Raw genomic sequence first — 19,866 nt, forward strand, 5'->3', positions numbered from 1 at the left:
ATCGCCGACTCGTCGCTCATCATCGAACATTTGCAGGAACTGCACCCGGACGCCCTGAACGACAATCACCTGACGCCCCTGCAGCGCGCACAGTCCGTGGCGATCAGGGCATTGCTCGAGACGCACCTTTACTTCATAGGGCTCTACCTGCGCTGGGGCATCGACCGCAACATGGACATTTACCGTCCGTTGCTGGTCGAGTACGCGACGCACAGTGCTGTCCGCGCAGATCTGGCTCAAAGACATCGACCAGGACTTCGCCGGCATGAATGCAGCCTGGGAGGCATGGATCCCCGAGGATGCCGTGCCCACCCGTGCCACCTGCGAAGCGAAGCTCGCACATCCAGAACTGCTGGTCGAAATCATCGTGACTGCGGCGGTGTAGCCCATACCTTTCGAAAGTTGCGGCGGAGGTGCGCTCACGCAGCCTGCCCTTTCCGGGCATGGTGCTCTCGACGATCATCCTGGTCCAGCTGATCTGCAGCCTTACTATCATGGCCGGGTACAGACCGAAATTGCCGCCTTCCTGCTGGCGACGTTCACGCTGGTCACGGCCGTGGTCTACTATCTTCGCGCCCATGCCGACAAGCCTGAAGTCAGGTGGCAGGCTCAAGTACCAACGCCGCGGAAAAAACATGCCGCCGCCCCGCCCTGAGCGCCGGCGCCGTCCAGCCAGGAACGCGCTGTCGCTGCACCTCTCCGCTTCCTACGGCATCTCGAAGGGATTGAGAATCGGTGTAGCGAGCGATATGCTTGGACAACTCGGCGAAGACCGTATCGACGGCGTACGCCGGGCCGACTCACGGGAGCGGTCTTTGGCGCGGCCCGGGAATCCCGGCCCAGGGGGACGCCTGGCAGGTCTTACCTAACGCGTACAAGGAGTGGGGCACCAGGAATTGCCCCGAAGGCAGCAAGATCGTGCCGCGAGTGTTGGCGCCCTTCTTGGGCGCCGGCCGCGCGGCGGCATCGGATACCAACCGCGCCAACGAACGCCGGACGACCACCGGCCGCAAAGGCAGACCGCCATGGCTTACCTGCTGGATCCGCTGTTCCTGGGCGCATGCGTCGTCCTCTGCGATGTCCTTGCCTGGCGGCTTATCCCCCCGGCGCATATGCGGCATCGGCAACTGGCCCGGCTCGCCATCTTTGTCCTCCTGACCATCGTGCTGGTGCATGGCGGCATGGCTCCGCTGAATGCTGCACCATTCCCCGGGCAGCCGATAAGGCATTTCATCGCGCAGGCGCTGGGAATCATCTGGTGGCTGCTGGGGGCCCGGGTTCTCAGCATCATGTTGGGCACTCTGTTCCTACCCCGGGGCTTGGCAAGGCGAACGTCTGTTCCAGGATGTGTTCGGCGCACTGATCTTCGTGGCCGCCGCCGTCGCGGCCGTTGCGTACGTTCTGGAGCTTCCGGTGACCGGCCTGCTGGCAACGTCGGGCGCGCTGGCCATCATTGTCGGCCTGGCCGTGCAGAGCACGCTGGGCGATGTGTTCTCCGGCCTGGTCCTGAATGCGACCCAGCCCTATCACCCCGGCGACCTGGTCTCCATCGACGGCATCGACGGGAGGGTGCTCGAAATCAACTGGCGTGCCACGCACCTACTAGGAAGCGTTAGACGGCATGAGCCATCGGATCCACAGACACCCGAGATCGGCAAGGCGTTTGAGTAGGCGGCGGATGGTTTTGTTAGCGTCGTGGCGGTCGAAGTAATCGGGGCCAAGGTCGGCATATTCAACGCCGTCCCGGAGCATATGGTAGGCGGCGGTGAGCATGGAGGCGGCCACGGCAAGGATGGCCTTCTTGGCGCCGCGCCGGGCCTTGATGCGCAGGAACTGGGCACGGAGATAGCTGGTCTTGACGCGCACCGCAGCCCAGGCGGCCGTGACCAGGGCGGTCTTGAGCCAGGTGCCGCTCTTGCGCACGCGCGTGCTGCGGCGTTTGCCGGCGCTCTCGTCATTGCGCGGACACAGACCCGCCCAGGACACCAGGTGGCCGGCATCGGGAAAGCGCGTCATGTCGACGCCGATCTCCGCCAACAGGACCTGAGCGGTCAAGTTGCTAACCCCAGGGATCGTGGTCAGCAGGCGGGCGCGTTGTTGGATCGGCGCCAGCGCTTTTCCCACGACGGCGTCGAGTTCGGCCAGCGAGCGCTCCAGTGCGCCGATGATATCCAGATGCAGCTTCAGCATCGTGCGGTGGTGGTCGGTGATGTGTCCACGCAGCGCCTCGCGCAATTCCGCGCTCTTCTTTCGGGCGGTGCCTTGGGCCAGCGCGGCAAGCCGCTCGGGGTCGGCCTCGCCGTCGACGATGGCCTTGAGCATGGCACGGCCGCTGCGCCCGAGCACATCCGAGAGCACGCTGCCCAGCTTAAGGTTGGCGTCTTCCAGCACTTTCTGAATGCGCAGGCTGTGCTGCGCAATCTCGCGCACGAGTTGCTTGCGGGTACGCGTGAGATCGCGCAGTTCTTGAATGGCCGCCGGCGGCACGAAGCTCGATCGGATCAAGCCATGGGCGAGCAAATCGGCAATCCACATCGCGTCGTTGACGTCGGTCTTGCGCCCGGGCACGTTGCGGATGTGCTGGGCGTTGGCCAGCACCAACTCGAAGTTGCCCTCGAGGATGTGCCACACCGGTTTCCAGTACACACCAGTCGCTTCCATGGCCACGTGGGTGCAGCCGTGCAGCGCCAGCAGCCCACTGGTGGTGCTGTCAAAGCTGCGCACTTCGTGATGCTGGGGCGCCGAGACGCAGCGCACACAGGCCACGATGGTGTCCTTATGCACGTCCAGCCCGGCACAGCGGGGAGAGTACTTGCATGGAGCCTCCTGCCTTCCATTCGCAGGCCCGGCATTCCGTTTGCACTGGACCTGGCATGGCCGCTGCTGGTCTGGTTCACGGAACGCATCTTCAAGGAGGACCGTTGGATCGTCGAGCGCGAGCAAGAGGCTCACGACAAGCAGGGTGCCGACTGGAACCACGAGGTGTTCCCGGTCATCAACGAATTGCGAGACCTGTTGCGCAACTGCGGCGGCCACACCATGATCCCGATCCGCGAGGTGGGCGACACGGCCTGACGGCGAGGCCAACGGGGGCCAGGGTGTCGAGACCTGCCGCGTCGCCAGCGCGTCGATCAGTGGCTGGCGCGAGTGATGCGGTATCGAGGCCTGTAGAAGCCGTAGCCCGGCGCAGCTTAGGCGGACGGCGTCCGACCACGGCAAGGGAGGCGATGGCGGTTGTACTTTGCAGATTCAACCGGTGCTCGCAACGGCTATAAAGGGAAATGCCGATCGGGGCGGCTGCGAAACTTTGCCGTCTGCAGCATCGCCCTGCTCGACCCACCTCCGGTTTGTAACGCATATCGTTGGCGGCAGCCGTGGGAGACGGTCCCGGCTTGCTGCTGCAGACTGCAGCTTTTGTCTAAGCCTTTCGTTGGGGCCGTTGCAAGCCACAGCAGCCACCGCCGCCTCCCGCCGCCTCTTAATTTCGTGATCGTGAAACTATCGGTTGGGCGCTGCTCGTCTGCCGAACTGTTGCAGGCCGGCCATATCGATGACTGCTATACCCTGGATGCGAACCTCTTTGGTGACGCGAGTTCAACGCGTACGCGTCGTGTCCGAAAGAAATGGCCGGGAAACGGTCTAGATTCCTTGCATCCAGGGGGCAATCTGCAAGAATCTTCGTAAGGGTTTATACTCGCCCTCGTCTCCTCCCTCTCCGAATGGATTCGTGCCCGTCCTTGCTGCGGGCTTTCTTTTGCCTGCGTTCCAGGTTGCTTGTTCAGTTCGTGCGCCTGGCGCTGCCTACGGCCCGCGCAGGGTACATGTGCTCGCATTGCCTGCAGGGAGGCCGCTTCTCAACGTGGCAGCAAAGCGGTGGTCCCCTCCCTCATGCGACTGCGCGAGTTCGGGTCATCCAAGCCGGGACGAAGCACAAAATCATCAGAGCTTGCATCCGGAAGCGGATAGCCCGCCAGCATCACGCACGCAGCGTGAAGCCCGGACTGATTAGGCATTCTCCGAGCTCAAGTCTCCCTACAACGCGCGCGTGGCCCCTCGCGTGACGCCAGCGGCATCATAGAAACACATCTCCTTCTCGGGTAGTTTCGCGCCGCCATAGAACCTCCATTCGAGCTTCGGTGACTGAGCGAAGGCTTCATCCGGAACTGCAACGGCTACTGCTGCAACCCAACAAACTGCAGGGAAAAGGCGGCGCACCAGGTAGCAGTTCATTTTCTTTTCCTAGTGTAGCGTTCTGTTCTTGATGGAACTTATATGAATTCGGCGTCTCCAATGCGCTACTGCGACACAGCGTGGAGAGAGCGAGTGCGAGTTGCCCCCGAGATCATGTTGACCGACGAGGAGCGAACCAAATTGACGAAGCTGGTTCGGTCGAAGCTCACGAGCGTGAGGCTGGCGCAGCGCGCGCCCATTGTGCTGCTGGCCGCCAGCGGAATGCAGAACAAGGCCATCGCCGAGCAGTTGGGGATCGGACGCGTGCAGGTCTCGCGTTGGCGTGAGCGGTATGCGCAATCGGGGCTGGCCGGTATCGAACGCGACTTGCCGCGTGGTGCGCCGCCGTTGAAGGTGGACCCGACGCTGCTGGTGGAACTGACCACTCAAGGCAAGCCCGTGGCGGCCACGCACTGGAGCACGCGCAAGATGGCCGCCGAGTTGGGCGTGAGCGCCAGCACCATCATGCGCCATTGGCACGCCCATGGGTTGAAGCCGCACATCGTGCGCGGCTTCAAGGTCTCGCGCGATCCGAAGTTCGTCGAGAAGCTTGAAGATATCGTGGGCCTGTACATGTCGCCACCCGAGCACGCGCTGGTGCTGTGCTGCGATGAGAAGAGCCAGGTGCAGGCGTTGGATCGCACACAGCCCGGGCTGCCGCTGAAGAAGGGGCGCGCGGCCACCATGACCCACGATTACAAGCGCAATGGCACGACCACGCTGTTTGCCGCGCTCAACGTGCTCGATGGCCAGGTCATTGCCCAGTGCCAGCAGCGCCACCGCCATACCGAGTGGTTGAAGTTCCTACGCAAGATCGACCGCGAGACGCCCAAGGACAAAACGCTGCATCTGATCGCCGACAACTACGCCACGCACAAGCATCCTGCGGTGCAAGACTGGCTGGCCAAGCATCCGCGCTTCAACATGCACTTCACGCCCACCTCGGCGTCATGGCTGAACATGGTCGAGCGGTTCTTTCGCGACATCACGACCGAGCGGCTTCGCCGCGGCGTATTCACCAGCGTGCCGGAACTGGTCGCCGCCATCAACGAATACATCGCTCACCACAACACCAACCCCAAGCCGTTCATCTGGACCAAGAGCGCTCGCGACATCTTGCAGAAAGTCATTCGCGCCAACCGCCGCTTAAGTTCCAAACAGAATGGAACACTGCACTAGCTTAGGATTTTGCAGGGCGCCCGGTCTTGACGGCCTCGACTTGCGCAACAACGCTGAGTAGCCTTTTTTCCGAGAGGGCTTCGAGGGCCAGGAGTCCCGCCCTGAGCAGCTCGCTCTTCTTCACCTGGACGCCACCAGCCAGGCACTTCCGCTTCAGCTCAGCCAACCTTCCATAGTCGTACTCGGGCATGGTGAAACTATCTCGGACAACCTTCGGCTTCTTGGGTGGCTTGTCCGCCTGCGGTGCCGCACCATTGCTCGGCCTCTTTGCCTTCTTTGAGCTGGAAGCCCCTCCATCAGTCGGTGCTGCCGCGTCAGCCGAGACCTTTGTGGCAGAAGCCGCCTTCTTTTCAGGCTTGCCGGCGCGGAGCTTACTGTCGGTCGCTTCCTCGCCCTTCGCGTCCGATGCTAACGGCGCGGCCGCCTTCTTCCGTGATTCGCCTGACATCAAGTCCTCCAGTCCTATGAATCATCGCTCATACAGTATATATAGTATTTACGATTTCAACTTCGGTGGTCCGGCCAAGCCCGGCTTGGCTTTGGCTCCAGGGACAGCAGTCAAGTGGGCAGTTGTTCTAGTCGACCTTTGAATCGCGTCCACGCAAGTCACCAGTCGCTCTCCGGCCGCTGTTGTCTTGCCGGAAACGTAAGGCAGCGGTGTCGTCCGGCAAGTCGGTCAACTCCGCTCCTGCTTGTTGTGTCCTGCCAGTACTCGCTGGCATTGCTCTGCCCTGCAAAACGTACAACAGGGCGGGAAGGAGCCCGGCATGCGCAGAATTCACGCCCCAGCCAGTCGGCTATCCGCCCTCACGGCGCCGCTGACCTCCCCCTTCTTCCGCCCGATTGAGCCGAGTGAATCGAGTGTGAAATCGGTCAAGGGACCAGCGTCGCAAGATCCGGGCACTGGTGCGCCAAAGTCCAGTCGGCAGTTTTCCAACGCTGCTATCCGAACGAGCAGAAGCCTCTGGTAGCGGGTGTCGCGAGTTTCAGAGCGCTGCCTTCGTCAACGCAGGTCGTCGTTCGCCATGTTGGCGCTGATACCCCGACGGCTACTCACCTGGTGAAGATGTGGAATGCGAATTGCTGCATCGCGGCTTCTACCATGTCTGCCGGCACCGTACATCGGTATCGGAAGCGATCAGCTCTTCAGGACGCCTGAGGATATCGGTATGGTGTTAGCGAACACAACGGTCAAGCGCCGCCGGAATGCCGAGCGTTCGATTCAGTTCATACAGCAGCGGCCCCGCTTCATTTGCATCTTTGCCACGCGCGACGGCGTGCCCTGGCAGACAAAGCCCCTCAGCGCCGGAAATGCGGCGGCACGTTCCCATCGACGTTGACCCACACCGAGCGAGACTCCGTATAGTCGTGCATCGCCTCGAAGCCCATCTCGCGACCATAACCCGACTGCCCGACGCCGCCGAATGGACTGCCTGGATTCACGCGCTTGTAGCAGTTGATCCAGCACATGCCGGCGTGAATACGGGCCGCCGTGCGATGCGCGCGCGACAGGTCACGAGTCCACAAGCCGCTACCTAGACCATATGTGGTGCCGTTTGCGATCTGCAGCGCTTCTTCGTCGCTGCTGAAGCGCAGCACCGTGACGAACGGTCCGAACACTTCTTCCTGCGCGATGCGGTCCTGTGGCGTTTTCGCCTCGACTACCGTAGGGCGTACGTAGTATCCGTTCGCAAGGGACGCATCCTCCGGCGCGCTGCCGCCCGTCAGCACGCTTCCCCCCTGCTCGCGCGTCACATCAACCTATGCCTTCACACGTTCCAGATGTTGCAGCGACGTGAGCGGCCCCATTTCCGTGTTGGCATCGAGCGGATTGCCCACGCGGATCGAAGCGGCAAGCGCGACAAAACGTTCGAGGAACTCATCGGCGATGCGTTCGTCAAGCACCAGCTGAGAGCCTGCAATGCACGCCTGTCGGTCATTGCACGGTGGATTTAAGCACAAGGCGCCACCCGGCACTGAAATTTCCGACCAGATCCGTCGCGCGCATTGAACCAGCGACAGCCGACCATTCCCTGAAAACAATTCGCTGGCTTGACCAGCACAAGGAGACCCCTATATGCCTCCCGCTCGCGCGCTCGACGTGCAGAGATTCATCGATGCCCAGCGCTTCTCTCCGTTTCAATGGCTGGCTTTCGTCCTCGGCTTTCTCGTGATGGTCCTCGACGGCTATGACACAGTCGCCATGGGCTTCATCGCGCCTTCCCTCGTGCAGGAGTGGGGCATTGCTCGATCAGCGCTAGGGCCGGTCATGAGCGCCGCGCTCGTGGGCGTGGCGATTGGCGCTCTGATTACGGGACCAGTCGTCGATCGTTACGGACGCAAGTTCATGCTTGTCCTGTCCGTACTATGGTTCGGCGCGTGGACCCTGGTGTCCGGACACGCGCAGACCATTGGTGAATTGACGGCGTTCCGCTTTTTGACAGGTTTAGGCCTCGGAGCCGCGATGCCTAATGCAGTCACCTTGATGTCGGAATACGCCCCAACGCGGGCGCGGAGCCTGGTGGTCAATGCCATGTTCTCTGGCTTTTCGTTTGGACTGATGGCTGGCGGCGTGGCGGCGGCGTGGCTGATTCCGGTAGCAGGCTGGCGAAGCGTGTTGGCGGTCGGCGGTGTCGGTCCAATCCTCCTTTCGGTGCCCCTCGCCCTCCTGTTGCCCGAGTCGGTTCAGTTTCTTGCCGCGCGACCCGGAAGTGCACAACTGTCGGCGAACTGCAATATTTCGCGCCTAAGCTGAGTAGAGGGGACAGGACCGATACCTCTCCAATTGGGGTGACAAATTTTTGACGAAATTCGTGTCGGTATGCCCCCCTCCCCCGGCTTACGAATTGTGGCAGACAAGTCTCACCGATGTAGAATCTCGCGCGCCCGTCAGAGGGGTGGCTCCATGGCGGGACTTATGCTCCGATGCTAGTCCAGCCAGACGCTCATAGCGACGCTTCGGGGCAAGTCAACCGGTGAGCTCATTTAGCCACGGAATCGACGTGCAGTGGCCGCCACAATTACGTGTACGAGGGCGCCGCCGAAGGCTAGGTAAATACCTAAAGCGATAATGGGGCGCACCAAATCTTCGAAGGTCGATTCGGTCCCGAATGACACGCCGACGAAAGCTGGCGCCAACAGAATGGCGACGCTGCCAAGCAACTGGAAATAGCGGGCACCGCCGCGCTCAATCGGCGTCAGGTAACAACCGAGCATCAGGTTCAGCAAGGAAACCAACAGCAAGTAGATGTGTGCCGACCGGTACATGAGTCGGAGCACGTCGGGCATACCACGCAAGTGAACGAGTGAGAAATGCATATAAAGCCCGGTGCACAAAAATGCCACCAGTGCGATAAGGCCAACAACCATATGGACCGTCGGTAATCGCTTCATGACCAGCCTCGGTCACTCTCGAACGCCCACGCCTGAGGGACAAGTGCTATGGTACCGCAGCCACTCCTAGCTCCGGACATTCGCATCCCTATGCGCAATGCGAGAACCAGACGGGTACCGCTTCTCACCTTGCCAGGCAGCGCTCCTTTGCTTGTGCGACAATGCAACGCGTCGACACGCGTGTCAATCGCGCTCTACTCGTTTGTCGAAGATAAACGGAGTCAGTTGTTGATTACAGTTTCACCCGGCTTAATCTCCGAATGGGGAGCCTTGGTAGTATTCCTCAGTGTCCTGGTCACACAACTTGGCGCGCCGGTTCCGGCCGCGCCGATGCTTCTGTTAGCTGGCTCTCAGGTAGCTGCTGGTTTCGTCTCTTTCGGTTCCGTATTCGTGGCAGCGGTCGCTGCCGTTCTTATTTCAGATGGGCTGTGGTTCGCGCTTGGACGGCACTATGGTCGTCGCATCCTCACACGTCTGGTCCGAGTGTCTCTGTCGCTGGACTCAAGTATCCGGAGGACTCACGCCTGGTTCGAGCGTTACGGGGCGCCCCTGCTGCTCGTGGCGAAATTCGTCCCCGGCCTTGGACTTATCGCATCTCCGCTTTTGGGTACCACTAAGATTGACCGAAGAATCTTCTTCTCGTGGGACATCGCTGGCGGTGCGATGTGGTCGGGAGCGTGGCTCGCTGGAGGAACTCTGTTTGGCCCACAGTTGACCAGGATGATGACTCTGGTCAGTGCGCATGGCATAACTGTTGTCGAAGTGCTCCTCGCTGTCGGAGCATTTTTCGCAGCATACCGGTGGATTCAGCGCCTGCGTTTTCGTCGCTGGCTCGCGCATATTCGAATCACACCGCAGCAGCTGGATGAGATGATGCGGTCCGAGCAACCGCCTGTCATTCTAGATGCTCGCCCGCAAGCAGTGCGCCAGGCAGAACCGCACCGCATCCCCGGCGCGATACCGATTGACCTGGCATCTCCCGCGAAGGTTGATGAGGCACTGCTTGAACACGACCTCGTGGTCTATTGCGTTTGCCCTAACGACGTAACGGCGAAATGGATTTCGCAGCAAATGCGTCGAAAGGGATTCCGGCATGTACGCGCCTTGAAGGGTGGTCTTGATGCGTGGGAACATCACGGCTATCCAGTTGAGTCGCTTCCGATGGCGACCGAGCAGGAGGGCTCTGGAGATGATAGGGATGAAGTAACCGTGCGTGCCGTTGCTCCGAATTGAGAGACGACTACGACGGGAAAACTGAGCCAACATTCGATGGCAGTGGACAGCCAGCATGCGCTCTTGAAACAACTGGCGAGCGAGCCCGGCTTGCAGAGCAAGCATCGCGGCGTCGTTTGACGAGAACGAGGATGTTTTCAAGCAAGCCACCCACGGTCTGAGCTACAAGCTCATCGAGTGGTCCGGCAAGCTACTCCAGCCACTTGATTGACACCGTCTCTAACGACTGGGCAACAGCTTGGCTGCAATGAGCCTGTCGATGCGGAATAGAGGCTAAGCCAATCGGATGGCCTGGATAGGTGGGGGAGGTCACGGCTGGCCGCTTAGATTTCGGAAGGACTTTATTCCCTTGGAAGGACTTTGTTCCCCGAGGTCAACCGCTGCCCCACCGCCTATACTCCGCATGACACATTTCATCCGGAGCCAAATCATGGATTACACCCCCGGCATCAGCCAGCTCGCCGGCCTGCTCGCCGATCCCGGCCGCGCGGCCATGCTGTGGGCCCTGATGGACGGCAGCGCGCGGCCCGCGGGCGAGCTGGCGTTGATCGCCGGGCTCTCGCCCTCTTCCACCAGTGGGCACCTGGCGCGGCTGGCCGAAGGCGGCCTGCTGGTGGCCGAGACGCGCGGGCGCAACCGCTACTACCGCCTGTCGGCGCCGGAGATCGGCGTGGCGATCGAGGCGCTGGCGTCGGCGTCGCTGGCCAGCCAGCCGCCGCGGCTGCGCGACGTGCCGGTGTCGCGCACGGCGCCGCCGGCGCTGCGCCAGGCCCGCACCTGCTACGACCATCTGGCGGGCGAGCTGGCCGTGGGCCTGTTCGAGTGGATGACGCATTCGGGCTGGCTGATGCTGGACGGACAGCGCGTGGATCTGAGCGGCGACGGCGCGCAGGCGCTGGCGGGGCTGGGCGTGGACGTGGAGGCCGCCCGGCGCAAGCGGCGGCAGTTCGCCTGCACCTGCCCCGACTGGAGCGAACGCAAGCCGCACCTGGGCGGCGCGCTGGGCGCGGCGCTCTTGGGCAGCCTGCTGGCGCGCGGCTGGGTCGAGCCCACGCGCACCTCGCGCGCGTTGCGCGTGACACCGGCCGGCCAACGCGAGATCATGCGCATCGCGGCATAGTGTCCTGTTCCGCAGATACCTTGCCATGAAATCGCCCAGTCGGCCGCCATGCGTCGTTGCTCGTCGTTGCCATAGCTACGGCTATGGCGCCTCCTCGCGCCTAGCCTGACGACCAACTGGACGATTTCATTTTGGCAAGTTATCTACGGAACAGGACACCAGGAGTCCGCAGCAACAGGAGAAATCAAGATGGCCACACCACTGGACGACGACACGCAGGACGCGATTGCGCGTTTCTTCGCCCTGATCAACCTTGGCGACAGCGCACAGACCTCGGCGCAGCTGTCGATGTTTGAAGATGCTCTGCTCGATGCCGAGAACGATGACACCGATGGCCAGGAACTGCTATGGGTGATCCGCGAGGTCATCGACTGGCAGTCCGGGTTTTTTGTCGACTGGAAGGATGCCCAGTCCCTGATCGGCTGCCTGAACCAGCTGTGCGAACGGATGGACCTGGAGATCGACTGGGGCAGCGACGAGCCCGAGGACGAGGCCTTCCTGGAGAGCACCAGCGTGCCGGAACTGATGGAACTGGCGCACAACCAGCTGCGCGTGGCCGGCTACACGCTTTGGAACTGGGATACGGGCGGCGATGCTTACGGCGGCTGGATCACGCGCAGCGAGGACGACGAGGAGATGCTGGATCTGGCCGAAGTCCTGCGCTTTGACCTGCGGCCGGCCGGGCAGCCTTACTGACCGATGCCTGAGAGCGGACGGCGCAACGGCTAAGCGTTCTCGCGCCGCTTGGCGGGCGGGCGCCGCGCCTCCGGCACCCCCAGCGTCTGCTCCAGCACGTCCAGCAGCACCCGCACGCTGGCCGGCATCAGCTTGCGCGCCGGCATCAGCACGTAGACCTTCAGCGGCGACGAGGCATAGCCCGGCAGCACGCGCACCAGTTGCCCCTGGCCGACCGCATCCTGCACGAAGCGCGGCGACAGCCGCGTCACGCCCAGCCCGTCCAGCGCCGCCTTGAGCCGCAGTTCGGCGTTATGGGTGCCGATGCGCGGCGCGACATCCATGCGTGCGATCTCCACGCCATCGCGCAGGAACTCCCAGTGCCGGTCGTCGGCGTTGCCCAGTGTGGGCCAGCCCTGCAGGTCCTGCGGCGTGCGCGGCAGCCCGCGCGCCTTGATCAGGGCCGGCGCGGCAAAGAAGGCGCGTTCGATCAGCACCACGCGCTTGCTGGCGAACGAGGTGTCGTGCAGCGCGGTGTCGGTCATCACGAACGCCAGGTCGTAGCCGTGGCGGATCAGGTCGGGCTGGTCCCAGCTGACATCGACCTGCACGCGCAGGCCCGGGTGGGCGCGCAGCACGCGTGTGAGGCTTTCGGACAGATGCTGAGAGCCGACCTCATACGGCGTGGAGATGCGCAGCAGGCCGCTGACTTCGGCGCTGTCCGAGGCGGCCTCGGCGCTGATTTCATGGAGTTCGGCAAACAGCGGCGCCACGCGCTCGTACAGCCGCTGGCCGCGTTCGGTCACGCGCACGCGGCGCGTGGTGCGCTCGAACAGGCGCACGCCGAGCTGGCTTTCCAGCCGCGCCACCGCGGCGCTGGCCGAAGACTTGGGCACCTCGGCCAGTTCGGCGCCCTGGGTAAAGCCGCCGCCTTCCACTACGCGGCAGAAAATCTCCCAGTCCTTCCATTCGATCGTCTTCATGCGGCGCCTCGTCGTTGCGGTGCGCCGCGATTGTCCCACAGGGTGAACAATGGTGCACCGCCCCGGGGGCGCCTAGTCGAACATGATCACCGAACGCGCCAGCTCGCCGCGGCGCAGTTCGTCGAAGGCATCGTTGATGCGCTCCAGCGGCAGGCGCTGCGCGATCAGTTCATCCAGGCGCAGGCGGCCGGCCATGTAGAAATCGACCATGCGCGGCATATCCACGGGGAAACGGTTGGAGCCCATCGCCGAGCCCTGGATGCGCTTCTCGCCGAGGAAGTCGCTGCCGTACAGCTCGATCTTGACCCCCGGTGCGATCATGCCGATGACCGTGGCGGTACCGCCGCGGCGCAGCATGGCAAAGGCCTGCTCGGTGGTCTCCTTCAGGCCGATGGCTTCGAAGGCATGGTGCACGCCGCCCTCGACCAGCGTGCGTACCGCCTCCAGCACATTGACATTGCCCGCATCGATCACATCGGTGGCGCCAAACTTGCGTGCCAGTTCCAGCTTGGCCGGCACCCGGTCGATGGCAATGATGCGCCCGGCACCGGCGATCGCAGCGCTGTTGACCGTGGCCAGCCCGATGCCGCCGCAGCCGATCACCGCAACGGTCTCGCCCGGCTGCACTTTCGCGGTATGGATGACCGCCCCCATGCCGGTGGTCACCGCGCACCCGATCAGCGCGGCGCGGTCCAGCGGCATGTCACGCCGGATCGCCACCAGCGCGTGCTCATGGATGAGCATCTGTTCCGCGAATGCCGACAGGTTCAGGAACTGGTGCATGGTCTTGCCATGGCTCGCCATCAGACGCGGCTCCTCGCCCTGGCGGCGCCGGGTATCGGGCTCTGCGCACAATGACAGGTGGCCGGTCAGGCAGTGCTCGCAATGGCCGCAATACGCCGACAGGCAGGTGATCACATGGTCGCCGGGCTTGACCGTGCGCACCTCGGCGCCGACCTGCTCGACCACGCCCGCGGCCTCGTGGCCGAGGATGGCCGGCATCCGGTGCGGGTAGGCGCCGTCGAGGAAATGCAGGTCCGTATGGCACACGCCCACGGCGGCGGTGCGAACCAGCACCTCACGCGGGCCGGGCTTGCCAATGGCCACGTCTTCGATCACCAGCGGGGTCTTGGGGTGACGCAAAACAGCGGCTTTCATGGGCATCCTCTGGGGCAGGCAACGATGCTGAAAACCTTACCCCCAAACGGGGGACGAGGAAAGCCGCGGAGCCACGCTGCGGGCCCGTTTACAACTCTTCCTTGATCGGTAGCGCACGTAACACGCCGATGCCCAGATGCTGGAGCGGGCCCATGCCGGGTTCGCTGTCGTAGACCATGAGCTGTCCGTTCTCGCGCGTGGTCCAGGTCAGGCGCCGGTTGCCGCCGTCGCCATCGGTCTGCAGCCCGACGCGGTAGGCCATGTCGAGCAGCCCGTCCTCGGTGGTCTTGATCATGCGCTCGGCCAGCGCCGGGCTGTCCAGTACGATGCCCATCTCGGTATTGAGCCTGGCCGAGCGCGGGTCCATGTTGAGCGAGCCGATGAATACCAGGCGCCGGTCGACGATGTAGTTCTTGGCATGCAGGCTGGCGCGGCTGGACGACAGCCACGAGCGCGAGCGCGAACCGCGCGCGGCCTTGCCGCGGTTTGCCAGTTCGGCGTAGGCGCTGGGCTTGAGTTCGTACAGCTCGACACCCGCGGCCGCCAGCGCCAGGCGGTGTGGCGCATAGCCCGCATGCACCGCGCTGACATCGGTGGCGGCAAACGAGTTGGTCAGGATGCGCACGCGGATGCCGCGCTTTGCCAGCGCAATCAGCCAGGCCTCGCCGTCGTCGTCCGGCACGAAGTACGGCGAGATCAGCAGCACTTCCTTCTGTGCGCCGCCGATCATCTTCTCGAGCCGGGCGGTGGCGTCCCCGGGATCATCGTCGGTCTGGTGCGTGATCTTGGCAGCCTTGTCGGATACCACCACGGCCTTGCCGCTGTAGCCGGGCATATGGCCGCTCTCGATCGCCTTGGCCAGGCCCGACTCCAGCAGATCCTGCACGTAGGGGCTGGCGACGGCCTGGTCGCCGCGCGCTTCCAGGCCCTTGCGCAGGCTGCGCATCTCCACCGGCGCTGCCTTGCCTGTGGGAATCAGCGCCACCACCGGGTATGACGACGGGTCGTTCCAGTACTCGTCGAACACGGCCGACACCTGCGGCACGGCCGGTCCGGCAATCAGCACGTCGAGGTCGCTGAAATCCATGTCGCTGCGCGCGGAGAAATAGGCATCGCCGATATTGCGCCCGCCCACCAGCGCCATCTGGTTGTCCACCGTCATCGACTTGTTATGCATGCGCCGGTCCAGCCGCTTGAAGCCGGCCAGCATTTCCGGCCAGCGTATGCTGCGATTGGCAAAGGGATTGAACAGGCGCACTTCAATATTGGGATGCGAGTCGATGGCCGACAGTGTCTTGTCCATGCCGTCCGTGTGCATGTCGTCCAGCAGCAGCCGCACACGCACGCCGCGGTCCGCGGCGTCGAGGATGTCGCCCAGCACGGCGGCGCCGGTGCCGGTGGTTTCGAAGATATAGGTCTGCAGGTCCAGGCTGCGCTGCGCGGCGCGCGCCATGGCCAGTCGCGCGGCCAGCGCACCGGGGCCGGACGACAACGGATAGAACAGCGACTCGCCGGGGCGCTGCGCCAGGCGCGGCGCCAGCACCTTGCCCAGCGCGGTGTCATTGGTATTGACCAGGGCGGCCGAGGGCGTGCGCTGCGCCGACGCCGGCAGGCTTGCGCACCCGGCCAGCAGCGCAGCCGCAAGGACCGGCCACATCAGGACAGACGCGAGCCAACGCCCGCCACGGCTCCGACTGGCGCCGCGCGGCCGGGTATCGAACGGAACTTGCCGGAGCGTCTGGAACATCCGTGGAGTCTCCCTGCGCCGGGATGGGATGGGGCCTGCTACTTCACACGATATACCGCGCGCGCTGGCGCCGGCAGCGGTGCCCATCCTTTCCGCGCCGGGTGTTCCTCCTACACCGCATGCGTGGCGGACCGCGTCTCATCGGGCGGTGCGCCGAATGCGGCACATCAGACGGCGCACGGCCACCGCAGCGGCTTTCCCCGCACAGCGATTTCTCTTATGATGCCGCCCAATATACCGGCCGGTAGAACCGGGGCGAGGCCTGGCGCCATCCGTCGCGACCCGTGCGGCGGGCGATCCGGCGCAGCTTGCGGCCGCCTGGCGATGCCGGCATAGTTGCGCGCCTTCGCGCCCGTTTTGCATGGCGCGCGCCCAGACCGGATCCTGATGTCAACCCAATCGTCCCCACCTTCCTCCTCCGGCGCCCCCGCGCCGACGCTGCGCCGCACCCTGCGCGCGCGCCATCTCACCATGATCGCCATCGGCGGCTCGATCGGTACGGGACTGTTCGTGGCCTCGGGCGCCACCATCGCGCAGGCCGGCCCCGGCGGCGCGCTGGCCGCCTATATCCTGATCGGGGCGATGGTCTATTTCCTGATGACCAGCCTGGGCGAGCTGGCTGCCTATATGCCGGTGTCGGGTTCGTTCGCCACCTATGGCGCGCGCTATGTCGATGAAGGCTTCGGCTTCGCGCTCGGCTGGAACTACTGGTACAACTGGGCGGTGACCATCGCGGTGGAACTGGCCGCGGCCCAGCTGGTGATGCAGTACTGGTTCCCCGACACGCCCGGCGTACTGTGGAGCGCGCTGTTCCTCGGCCTGATGTTCCTGCTCAATGCGATCTCGGTGCGCGGCTTCGGCGAGGCCGAATACTGGTGCGCGCTGGTCAAGGTGGTGACGGTGATCGCTTTTATCGGCATCGGCACGCTGATGATCTTCGGCATCCTGCGCGGCGACATGCCCACGTCGCACGGGCTGGCCAACCTGACCACCGGGGACGCGCCCTTTGTCGGCGGCCTGCCGGCGCTGATCGGCGTGGCCATGATCGCCGGCTTCTCGTTCCAGGGCACCGAGCTGATCGGCATCGCCGCCGGCGAATCGGCCGATCCCGCCAGGAACATCCCGCGCGCGGTGCGCCAGGTGTTCTGGCGCATCCTGCTGTTCTATGTGCTGGCGATCCTGATCATCGGCATCCTGATCCCCTACACCGACCCGAGCCTGCTCAAGAACGATGTGCAGACCGTGGGCGTCAGCCCGTTCACGCTGGTGTTCCGCCATGCAGGCCTGGCCTTTGCCGCCGGCGTGATGAACGCGGTGATCCTGACGGCGGTGCTGTCGGCGGGCAACTCGGGCATGTATGCCTCTACCCGCATGCTGTACAACCTGGCCACTGAGGGCCGCGCGCCGCGTATCTTTGCGCGGCTCACGCGCAACGGCGTGCCGCTGATGGCGCTGCTGGCCACCACCGCGGTGGGCGCGCTGTGCTTTCTCACCTCGCTGTTCGAAAGCAAGTCGGTCTACCTGTGGCTGCTGAACCTGTCGGGCATGACCGGCTTCATCGCCTGGCTGGGCATCGCGGTCAGCCACTACCGCTTCCGCAAGGGCTTTGTCGCGCAGGGGCTGGACCTGAATCGGCTGCCTTACCGATCCCCGTTCTTCCCCTACGGCCCGATCTTCGCCTTTGCGCTGTGCCTGGTCGTCACGCTGGGCCAGAACTACCAGGCCTTCACCAGCGGCAAGTTCGACTGGGTCAGCGTGGCCGCCACCTATATCGGCATCCCGATCTTCCTCCTGATCTGGCTGGGCTACCGCATCGCGCGCAAGACGCGCTTCGTGCCCTATGCCGAGATGCAATTCCCCGCCCTGCCGGCCAGGCGCGACACCAACCCGCCGCACACCGCGGTTCCTGCGGTCGGCGAATAGGCGCCGTTCCCAGGCGCTTCACAACTGGCACAGGCCGAGGGCCGCGTCGGCAATGATCGCATCATGGTTGGCTATGCTTAGCAGACGCTGAACGCTCCCCCCTCCCGCACGCGGAGAGGGGAACAAACCGACGACATCAGTCGCCTGCACGACAAAGATCAGCCCTCAGATCGTCCAGCGACCCAAAACTGATCAAGAGGTCGCTCGATCTGAACGTCCCCGACAGCGACGCCCCAGACCTCTACAGCATCTTCAGGAAGGGTTGATCGGGGTTAGACTGCATCCAGGCAATCGCCAACCGGAGAACGTGCCATGGATGCTGGCCAGCCCGCCGCCCCGCCTACCCCTGCCACCCTGCCGGTCCCGCCTGCGCCCCCTCCCCCACAGGTAGTGCCCAACGGCTATCGCCAGGGCATCATCACCGCCATCACCGTGCTGCTGGGCTTCTCGCTGGCGTTCTGGCGCTTCTGGGGCTTCGAGAGTCCTGGCCATTGGAACCTGCGCGCGCTGTTCGCGGCGGTATCGCTGCTGGCCGCCGTGTCGCTGCAGATCGTCGCGCTGTTCCGCGCGCTGCGCATCGAGGACGATGCCGTGGACGAGTACCGCAGGACGGTGCGATGGTTTATCGCATCGGCAATCGCGCTGCTGGTCGGGCTGGCCGTGGCCATGATCGACGCGGCACTTGGCCCGTAGACAGGCACGCAGGCTGGCGCTTCGGCCCGAAGTCAGGGCCCGAGGACCTCGATGCTGTCGACGCGGTCCGGATAAAAGGCCACGTGCAAGGCGATCGCCGCCACCGCGGGGTAAGGCGCCTCGTAGGTCCACACCGCATTGCGCGAGCGTTCGCCGCCAGCGGGGATGGAGTAGTAGCTGCAGTCGCCCTTGTACGGGCAGTACGTGGTGTGTGCGGTACGCTCCAGCTGCGCCATGTCGACATGCTCGCGCGGGATGTACTGCACTGGCGGGTAAGTCGCCTCGGTCAGGGTCAGCGCGGCGTCACTGTCGGCAATCGTAACGCCGGCCACCTTGACCACGACCCTGCCGGCCGTCGGCGTGATGGTGATCGGGTGGTCGGGACCCGGGATCTTGACGGGCTTGTCGGTCATGGGGCTTCCTCCTGCAGGGCATCGCCACGGGGGCGATGCTGGCATTCTAGGCCGTCGCTGCGCGGCCTGCAGGCCGTGCCCGACGATGCAGCCCAACCGGCCGCTATTCGACCTTCACGTTGGCCCGCTTCACCAGCGCGGCGTAGCGCGTGGCCTCGCTGCGGAAGAAGCTGGCGGCCGCCTCTGGCGTGCCAGGGTCGATCATCGTGCCCTGCTTCTTCATGGCTTCCAGCACTTCGGGCGAGGTGAAGGCCCTGGCGAAGGCGTCATGCACGCGCTTCACCTCTGCCGGCGGCATGCCGGCGGGGCCGATCACGGCAAACCAGCCGGCTACGTTGTAGCGGGGCAAGCCTTGTTCGGCGATGGTGGGAAGGTCCGGTGCGGCGGCCGAGCGCTTGTCGCCGCACAGGCCGATGGCGCGCAGCGTGCCCGCCTTCAGGTGTGGCGCCACCGCGTTAAGCGCGACCACGCCCATTTCCACCTGCCCGGCGATCAGGTCGTTCATCATCGGCCCGGTGCCCTTGTATGGCACGTGGCGCGCGCTCACGCCCGCCTCGTCCAGGAACATCTCGGCGGCCAGCTGGATAATGGTGCCATTGCCTGACGATGCGTAGTTGTAGCCGTCGGGCTTCGCCTTGAGCAGCGCCACCAGTTCCTTCACGTTCTTCGCCGGCACCTTGGGATTGACCACCAGCACCAGCGGCGTAGAGCCGAGCACGCTGATCGGGGTGATGTCCTTGATCGCGTCGAACGGCATCGTGCGGAACACACTGGGGTTGATGACGTGGTTGTTCGAGACCAGCCCGAGCGTGCTGCCGTCGGGCTGCGCCTTGACCACGGCCGCGGCGCCGGTGATGCCGCCGGCGCCGGGCAGGTTCTCGATCACCACCGGCTGGCCAAAGGCCTTGCCCAGCGCCGGCCCTGCCGCGCGCGCGATGGCATCCACGCCGGAGCCGGCGCTGATCGGCAGGATCAGGCGCACCGGCTTGCCGGCGCCACCCTGCGCGAGCGCGCCGATGCCTGGTGCCGCCAGCACGGCGGCCACGGTGGCGGCCAGCGCCAGCCCTGACTTGAGAAGGATGCGACGGGGGTGCATGGGGGTTGTCTCCGTATCGTTAT

At 64.3% G+C, this 19,866-nt stretch carries 17 protein-coding genes and 5 pseudogenes; 11 read left to right on the top strand and 11 right to left on the bottom strand.

Going from position 1 to position 19,866, the window contains the following annotated elements; all coding sequences use genetic code 11:
* Positions 1–30 precede the first annotated feature (30 nt).
* Together DN412_RS45010 and DN412_RS35205 are read left to right on the top strand one after the other, a co-directional pair.
* Positions 31–108 (top strand): annotated as a pseudogene (locus DN412_RS45010) (hypothetical protein); the annotation flags it as partial.
* Positions 109–214: 106 nt separating this feature from the next.
* Positions 215–385 (top strand): annotated as a pseudogene (locus tag DN412_RS35205) (Rid family hydrolase); the annotation flags it as partial.
* 415 nt (positions 386–800) lie between these two features.
* On the opposite strand, the gene DN412_RS45015 reads toward DN412_RS35205, so the two are convergent.
* The gene (locus tag DN412_RS45015; RefSeq protein WP_244222929.1) at positions 801–1,175 is read right to left on the bottom strand and encodes a hypothetical protein; all 375 of its coding nucleotides are present in this window, start codon (positions 1,173–1,175) and stop codon (positions 801–803) included.
* 172 nt (positions 1,176–1,347) lie between these two features.
* Here DN412_RS45015 and DN412_RS45020 point away from each other — a divergent pair, with 172 nt between their 5' ends.
* Positions 1,348–1,671, top strand: a complete 324-nt coding sequence (locus DN412_RS45020) for a mechanosensitive ion channel family protein (protein WP_244222930.1) — start codon at positions 1,348–1,350, stop codon at positions 1,669–1,671.
* Here DN412_RS45020 and DN412_RS35215 read toward each other — a convergent pair.
* A complete protein-coding gene (locus DN412_RS35215; protein ID WP_115215804.1) occupies positions 1,603–2,790 on the bottom strand; it encodes an IS110 family RNA-guided transposase in 1,188 nt (395 codons plus the stop codon). The genes DN412_RS45020 and DN412_RS35215 overlap by 69 nt on opposite strands.
* Positions 2,791–2,826: 36 nt before the next feature.
* Between DN412_RS35215 and DN412_RS35220 the strand changes: the two are divergent.
* Positions 2,827–3,075, top strand: a pseudogene (locus DN412_RS35220) (aromatic ring-hydroxylating dioxygenase subunit alpha); the annotation flags it as partial.
* 957 nt (positions 3,076–4,032) lie between these two features.
* Here the strand turns inward: DN412_RS35220 and DN412_RS43180 are convergent.
* Positions 4,033–4,230: a hypothetical protein gene (locus DN412_RS43180; protein ID WP_133303125.1), complete on the bottom strand. Its 198-nt coding sequence runs from the start codon at positions 4,228–4,230 to the stop codon at positions 4,033–4,035.
* A gap of 93 nt (positions 4,231–4,323) precedes the next feature.
* Here DN412_RS43180 and DN412_RS35225 point away from each other — a divergent pair, with 93 nt between their 5' ends.
* Positions 4,324–5,409, top strand: coding sequence for an IS630 family transposase (locus DN412_RS35225; RefSeq protein ID WP_115215784.1), 1,086 nt, complete (start codon positions 4,324–4,326; stop codon positions 5,407–5,409).
* 1 nt (position 5,410) lies between these two features.
* Here the strand turns inward: DN412_RS35225 and DN412_RS35230 are convergent, their stop codons facing one another.
* Both DN412_RS35230 and DN412_RS35235 read right to left on the bottom strand, forming a co-directional pair.
* Positions 5,411–5,857, bottom strand: a complete 447-nt coding sequence (locus tag DN412_RS35230) for a hypothetical protein (RefSeq protein ID WP_115215785.1) — start codon at positions 5,855–5,857, stop codon at positions 5,411–5,413.
* A gap of 851 nt (positions 5,858–6,708) precedes the next feature.
* Positions 6,709–7,350: pseudogene (locus DN412_RS35235) on the bottom strand (aldehyde dehydrogenase family protein); the annotation flags it as partial.
* A 136-nt stretch (positions 7,351–7,486) separates the two neighbouring features.
* Here DN412_RS35235 and DN412_RS35240 point away from each other — a divergent pair.
* Positions 7,487–8,128, top strand: a pseudogene (locus DN412_RS35240) (MFS transporter); the annotation flags it as partial.
* A gap of 266 nt (positions 8,129–8,394) precedes the next feature.
* Here DN412_RS35240 and DN412_RS35245 read toward each other — a convergent pair.
* Positions 8,395–8,802 carry a hypothetical protein gene (locus DN412_RS35245; RefSeq protein WP_133303127.1) on the bottom strand — a complete coding sequence of 136 codons (408 nt, stop codon included), beginning with the start codon at positions 8,800–8,802 and terminating at the stop codon, positions 8,395–8,397.
* Positions 8,803–8,982: 180 nt separating this feature from the next.
* Here DN412_RS35245 and DN412_RS35250 point away from each other — a divergent pair, with 180 nt between their 5' ends.
* The 3 genes from DN412_RS35250 (at position 8,983) to DN412_RS35260 (ending at position 11,851) form a co-directional block, all read left to right on the top strand.
* Positions 8,983–10,035 carry a DedA family protein/thiosulfate sulfurtransferase GlpE gene (locus DN412_RS35250; RefSeq protein WP_161564093.1) on the top strand — a complete coding sequence of 351 codons (1,053 nt, stop codon included), beginning with the start codon at positions 8,983–8,985 and terminating at the stop codon, positions 10,033–10,035.
* 430 nt (positions 10,036–10,465) lie between these two features.
* Positions 10,466–11,155, top strand: a complete 690-nt coding sequence (locus DN412_RS35255; protein WP_115215789.1) for an ArsR/SmtB family transcription factor — start codon at positions 10,466–10,468, stop codon at positions 11,153–11,155.
* Positions 11,156–11,344: 189 nt separating this feature from the next.
* Positions 11,345–11,851: a DUF6630 family protein gene (locus tag DN412_RS35260; RefSeq protein ID WP_115215790.1), complete on the top strand. Its 507-nt coding sequence runs from the start codon at positions 11,345–11,347 to the stop codon at positions 11,849–11,851.
* 29 nt (positions 11,852–11,880) lie between these two features.
* Here the strand turns inward: DN412_RS35260 and DN412_RS35265 are convergent, their stop codons facing one another.
* From DN412_RS35265 to DN412_RS35275, 3 genes are all read right to left on the bottom strand, one after another.
* Complete coding sequence (locus DN412_RS35265; RefSeq protein WP_115215791.1) at positions 11,881–12,813, bottom strand: LysR family transcriptional regulator; 933 nt, start codon at positions 12,811–12,813, stop codon at positions 11,881–11,883.
* 72 nt (positions 12,814–12,885) lie between these two features.
* The gene (locus tag DN412_RS35270; RefSeq protein WP_115215792.1) at positions 12,886–13,971 is read right to left on the bottom strand and encodes a Zn-dependent alcohol dehydrogenase; all 1,086 of its coding nucleotides are present in this window, start codon (positions 13,969–13,971) and stop codon (positions 12,886–12,888) included.
* A gap of 88 nt (positions 13,972–14,059) precedes the next feature.
* Positions 14,060–15,718, bottom strand: coding sequence for a phospholipase D family protein (locus DN412_RS35275; RefSeq protein ID WP_115215793.1), 1,659 nt, complete (start codon positions 15,716–15,718; stop codon positions 14,060–14,062).
* 387 nt (positions 15,719–16,105) lie between these two features.
* Here DN412_RS35275 and DN412_RS35280 point away from each other — a divergent pair, with 387 nt between their 5' ends.
* Both DN412_RS35280 and DN412_RS35285 read left to right on the top strand, forming a co-directional pair.
* Positions 16,106–17,641: an amino acid permease gene (locus tag DN412_RS35280; RefSeq protein WP_115215805.1), complete on the top strand. Its 1,536-nt coding sequence runs from the start codon at positions 16,106–16,108 to the stop codon at positions 17,639–17,641.
* 312 nt (positions 17,642–17,953) lie between these two features.
* A complete protein-coding gene (locus DN412_RS35285; RefSeq protein ID WP_244222931.1) occupies positions 17,954–18,334 on the top strand; it encodes a hypothetical protein in 381 nt (126 codons plus the stop codon).
* Positions 18,335–18,366: 32 nt separating this feature from the next.
* On the opposite strand, the gene DN412_RS35290 is transcribed toward DN412_RS35285, so the two are convergent.
* Both DN412_RS35290 and DN412_RS35295 read right to left on the bottom strand, forming a co-directional pair.
* Positions 18,367–18,747: a DUF427 domain-containing protein gene (locus tag DN412_RS35290; RefSeq protein WP_115215794.1), complete on the bottom strand. Its 381-nt coding sequence runs from the start codon at positions 18,745–18,747 to the stop codon at positions 18,367–18,369.
* 103 nt (positions 18,748–18,850) lie between these two features.
* Positions 18,851–19,843 (bottom strand): tripartite tricarboxylate transporter substrate binding protein, encoded by a 993-nt coding sequence (locus tag DN412_RS35295; protein WP_115215795.1) that lies wholly within the window; start codon positions 19,841–19,843, stop codon positions 18,851–18,853.
* Positions 19,844–19,866: the final 23 nt, after the last annotated feature.

It is taken from the genome of Cupriavidus lacunae (assembly GCF_003353055.1).
GTDB classification, from domain to species: Bacteria; Pseudomonadota; Gammaproteobacteria; order Burkholderiales; family Burkholderiaceae; genus Cupriavidus; species Cupriavidus lacunae.

What these genes read in the sequence shown, in the direction of transcription:
- DN412_RS45015 (WP_244222929.1), bottom strand. Translation starts at nt 1,175, where the DNA reads ATGCACCAGCACGATGGTCAGGAGGACAAAGATGGCGAGCCGGGCCAG.
- DN412_RS43180 (WP_133303125.1), bottom strand. Translation starts at nt 4,230, where the DNA reads ATGAACTGCTACCTGGTGCGCCGCCTTTTCCCTGCAGTTTGTTGGGTT.
- DN412_RS35230 (WP_115215785.1), bottom strand. Translation starts at nt 5,857, where the DNA reads ATGTCAGGCGAATCACGGAAGAAGGCGGCCGCGCCGTTAGCATCGGAC.
- DN412_RS35245 (WP_133303127.1), bottom strand. Translation starts at nt 8,802, where the DNA reads ATGAAGCGATTACCGACGGTCCATATGGTTGTTGGCCTTATCGCACTG.
- DN412_RS35255 (WP_115215789.1), top strand. Translation starts at nt 10,466, where the DNA reads ATGGATTACACCCCCGGCATCAGCCAGCTCGCCGGCCTGCTCGCCGAT.
- DN412_RS35260 (WP_115215790.1), top strand. Translation starts at nt 11,345, where the DNA reads ATGGCCACACCACTGGACGACGACACGCAGGACGCGATTGCGCGTTTC.
- DN412_RS35265 (WP_115215791.1), bottom strand. Translation starts at nt 12,813, where the DNA reads ATGAAGACGATCGAATGGAAGGACTGGGAGATTTTCTGCCGCGTAGTG.
- DN412_RS35270 (WP_115215792.1), bottom strand. Translation starts at nt 13,971, where the DNA reads ATGAAAGCCGCTGTTTTGCGTCACCCCAAGACCCCGCTGGTGATCGAA.
- DN412_RS35275 (WP_115215793.1), bottom strand. Translation starts at nt 15,718, where the DNA reads ATGTTCCAGACGCTCCGGCAAGTTCCGTTCGATACCCGGCCGCGCGGC.
- DN412_RS35280 (WP_115215805.1), top strand. Translation starts at nt 16,106, where the DNA reads ATGTCAACCCAATCGTCCCCACCTTCCTCCTCCGGCGCCCCCGCGCCG.
- DN412_RS35285 (WP_244222931.1), top strand. Translation starts at nt 17,954, where the DNA reads ATGGATGCTGGCCAGCCCGCCGCCCCGCCTACCCCTGCCACCCTGCCG.
- DN412_RS35290 (WP_115215794.1), bottom strand. Translation starts at nt 18,747, where the DNA reads ATGACCGACAAGCCCGTCAAGATCCCGGGTCCCGACCACCCGATCACC.
- DN412_RS35295 (WP_115215795.1), bottom strand. Translation starts at nt 19,843, where the DNA reads ATGCACCCCCGTCGCATCCTTCTCAAGTCAGGGCTGGCGCTGGCCGCC.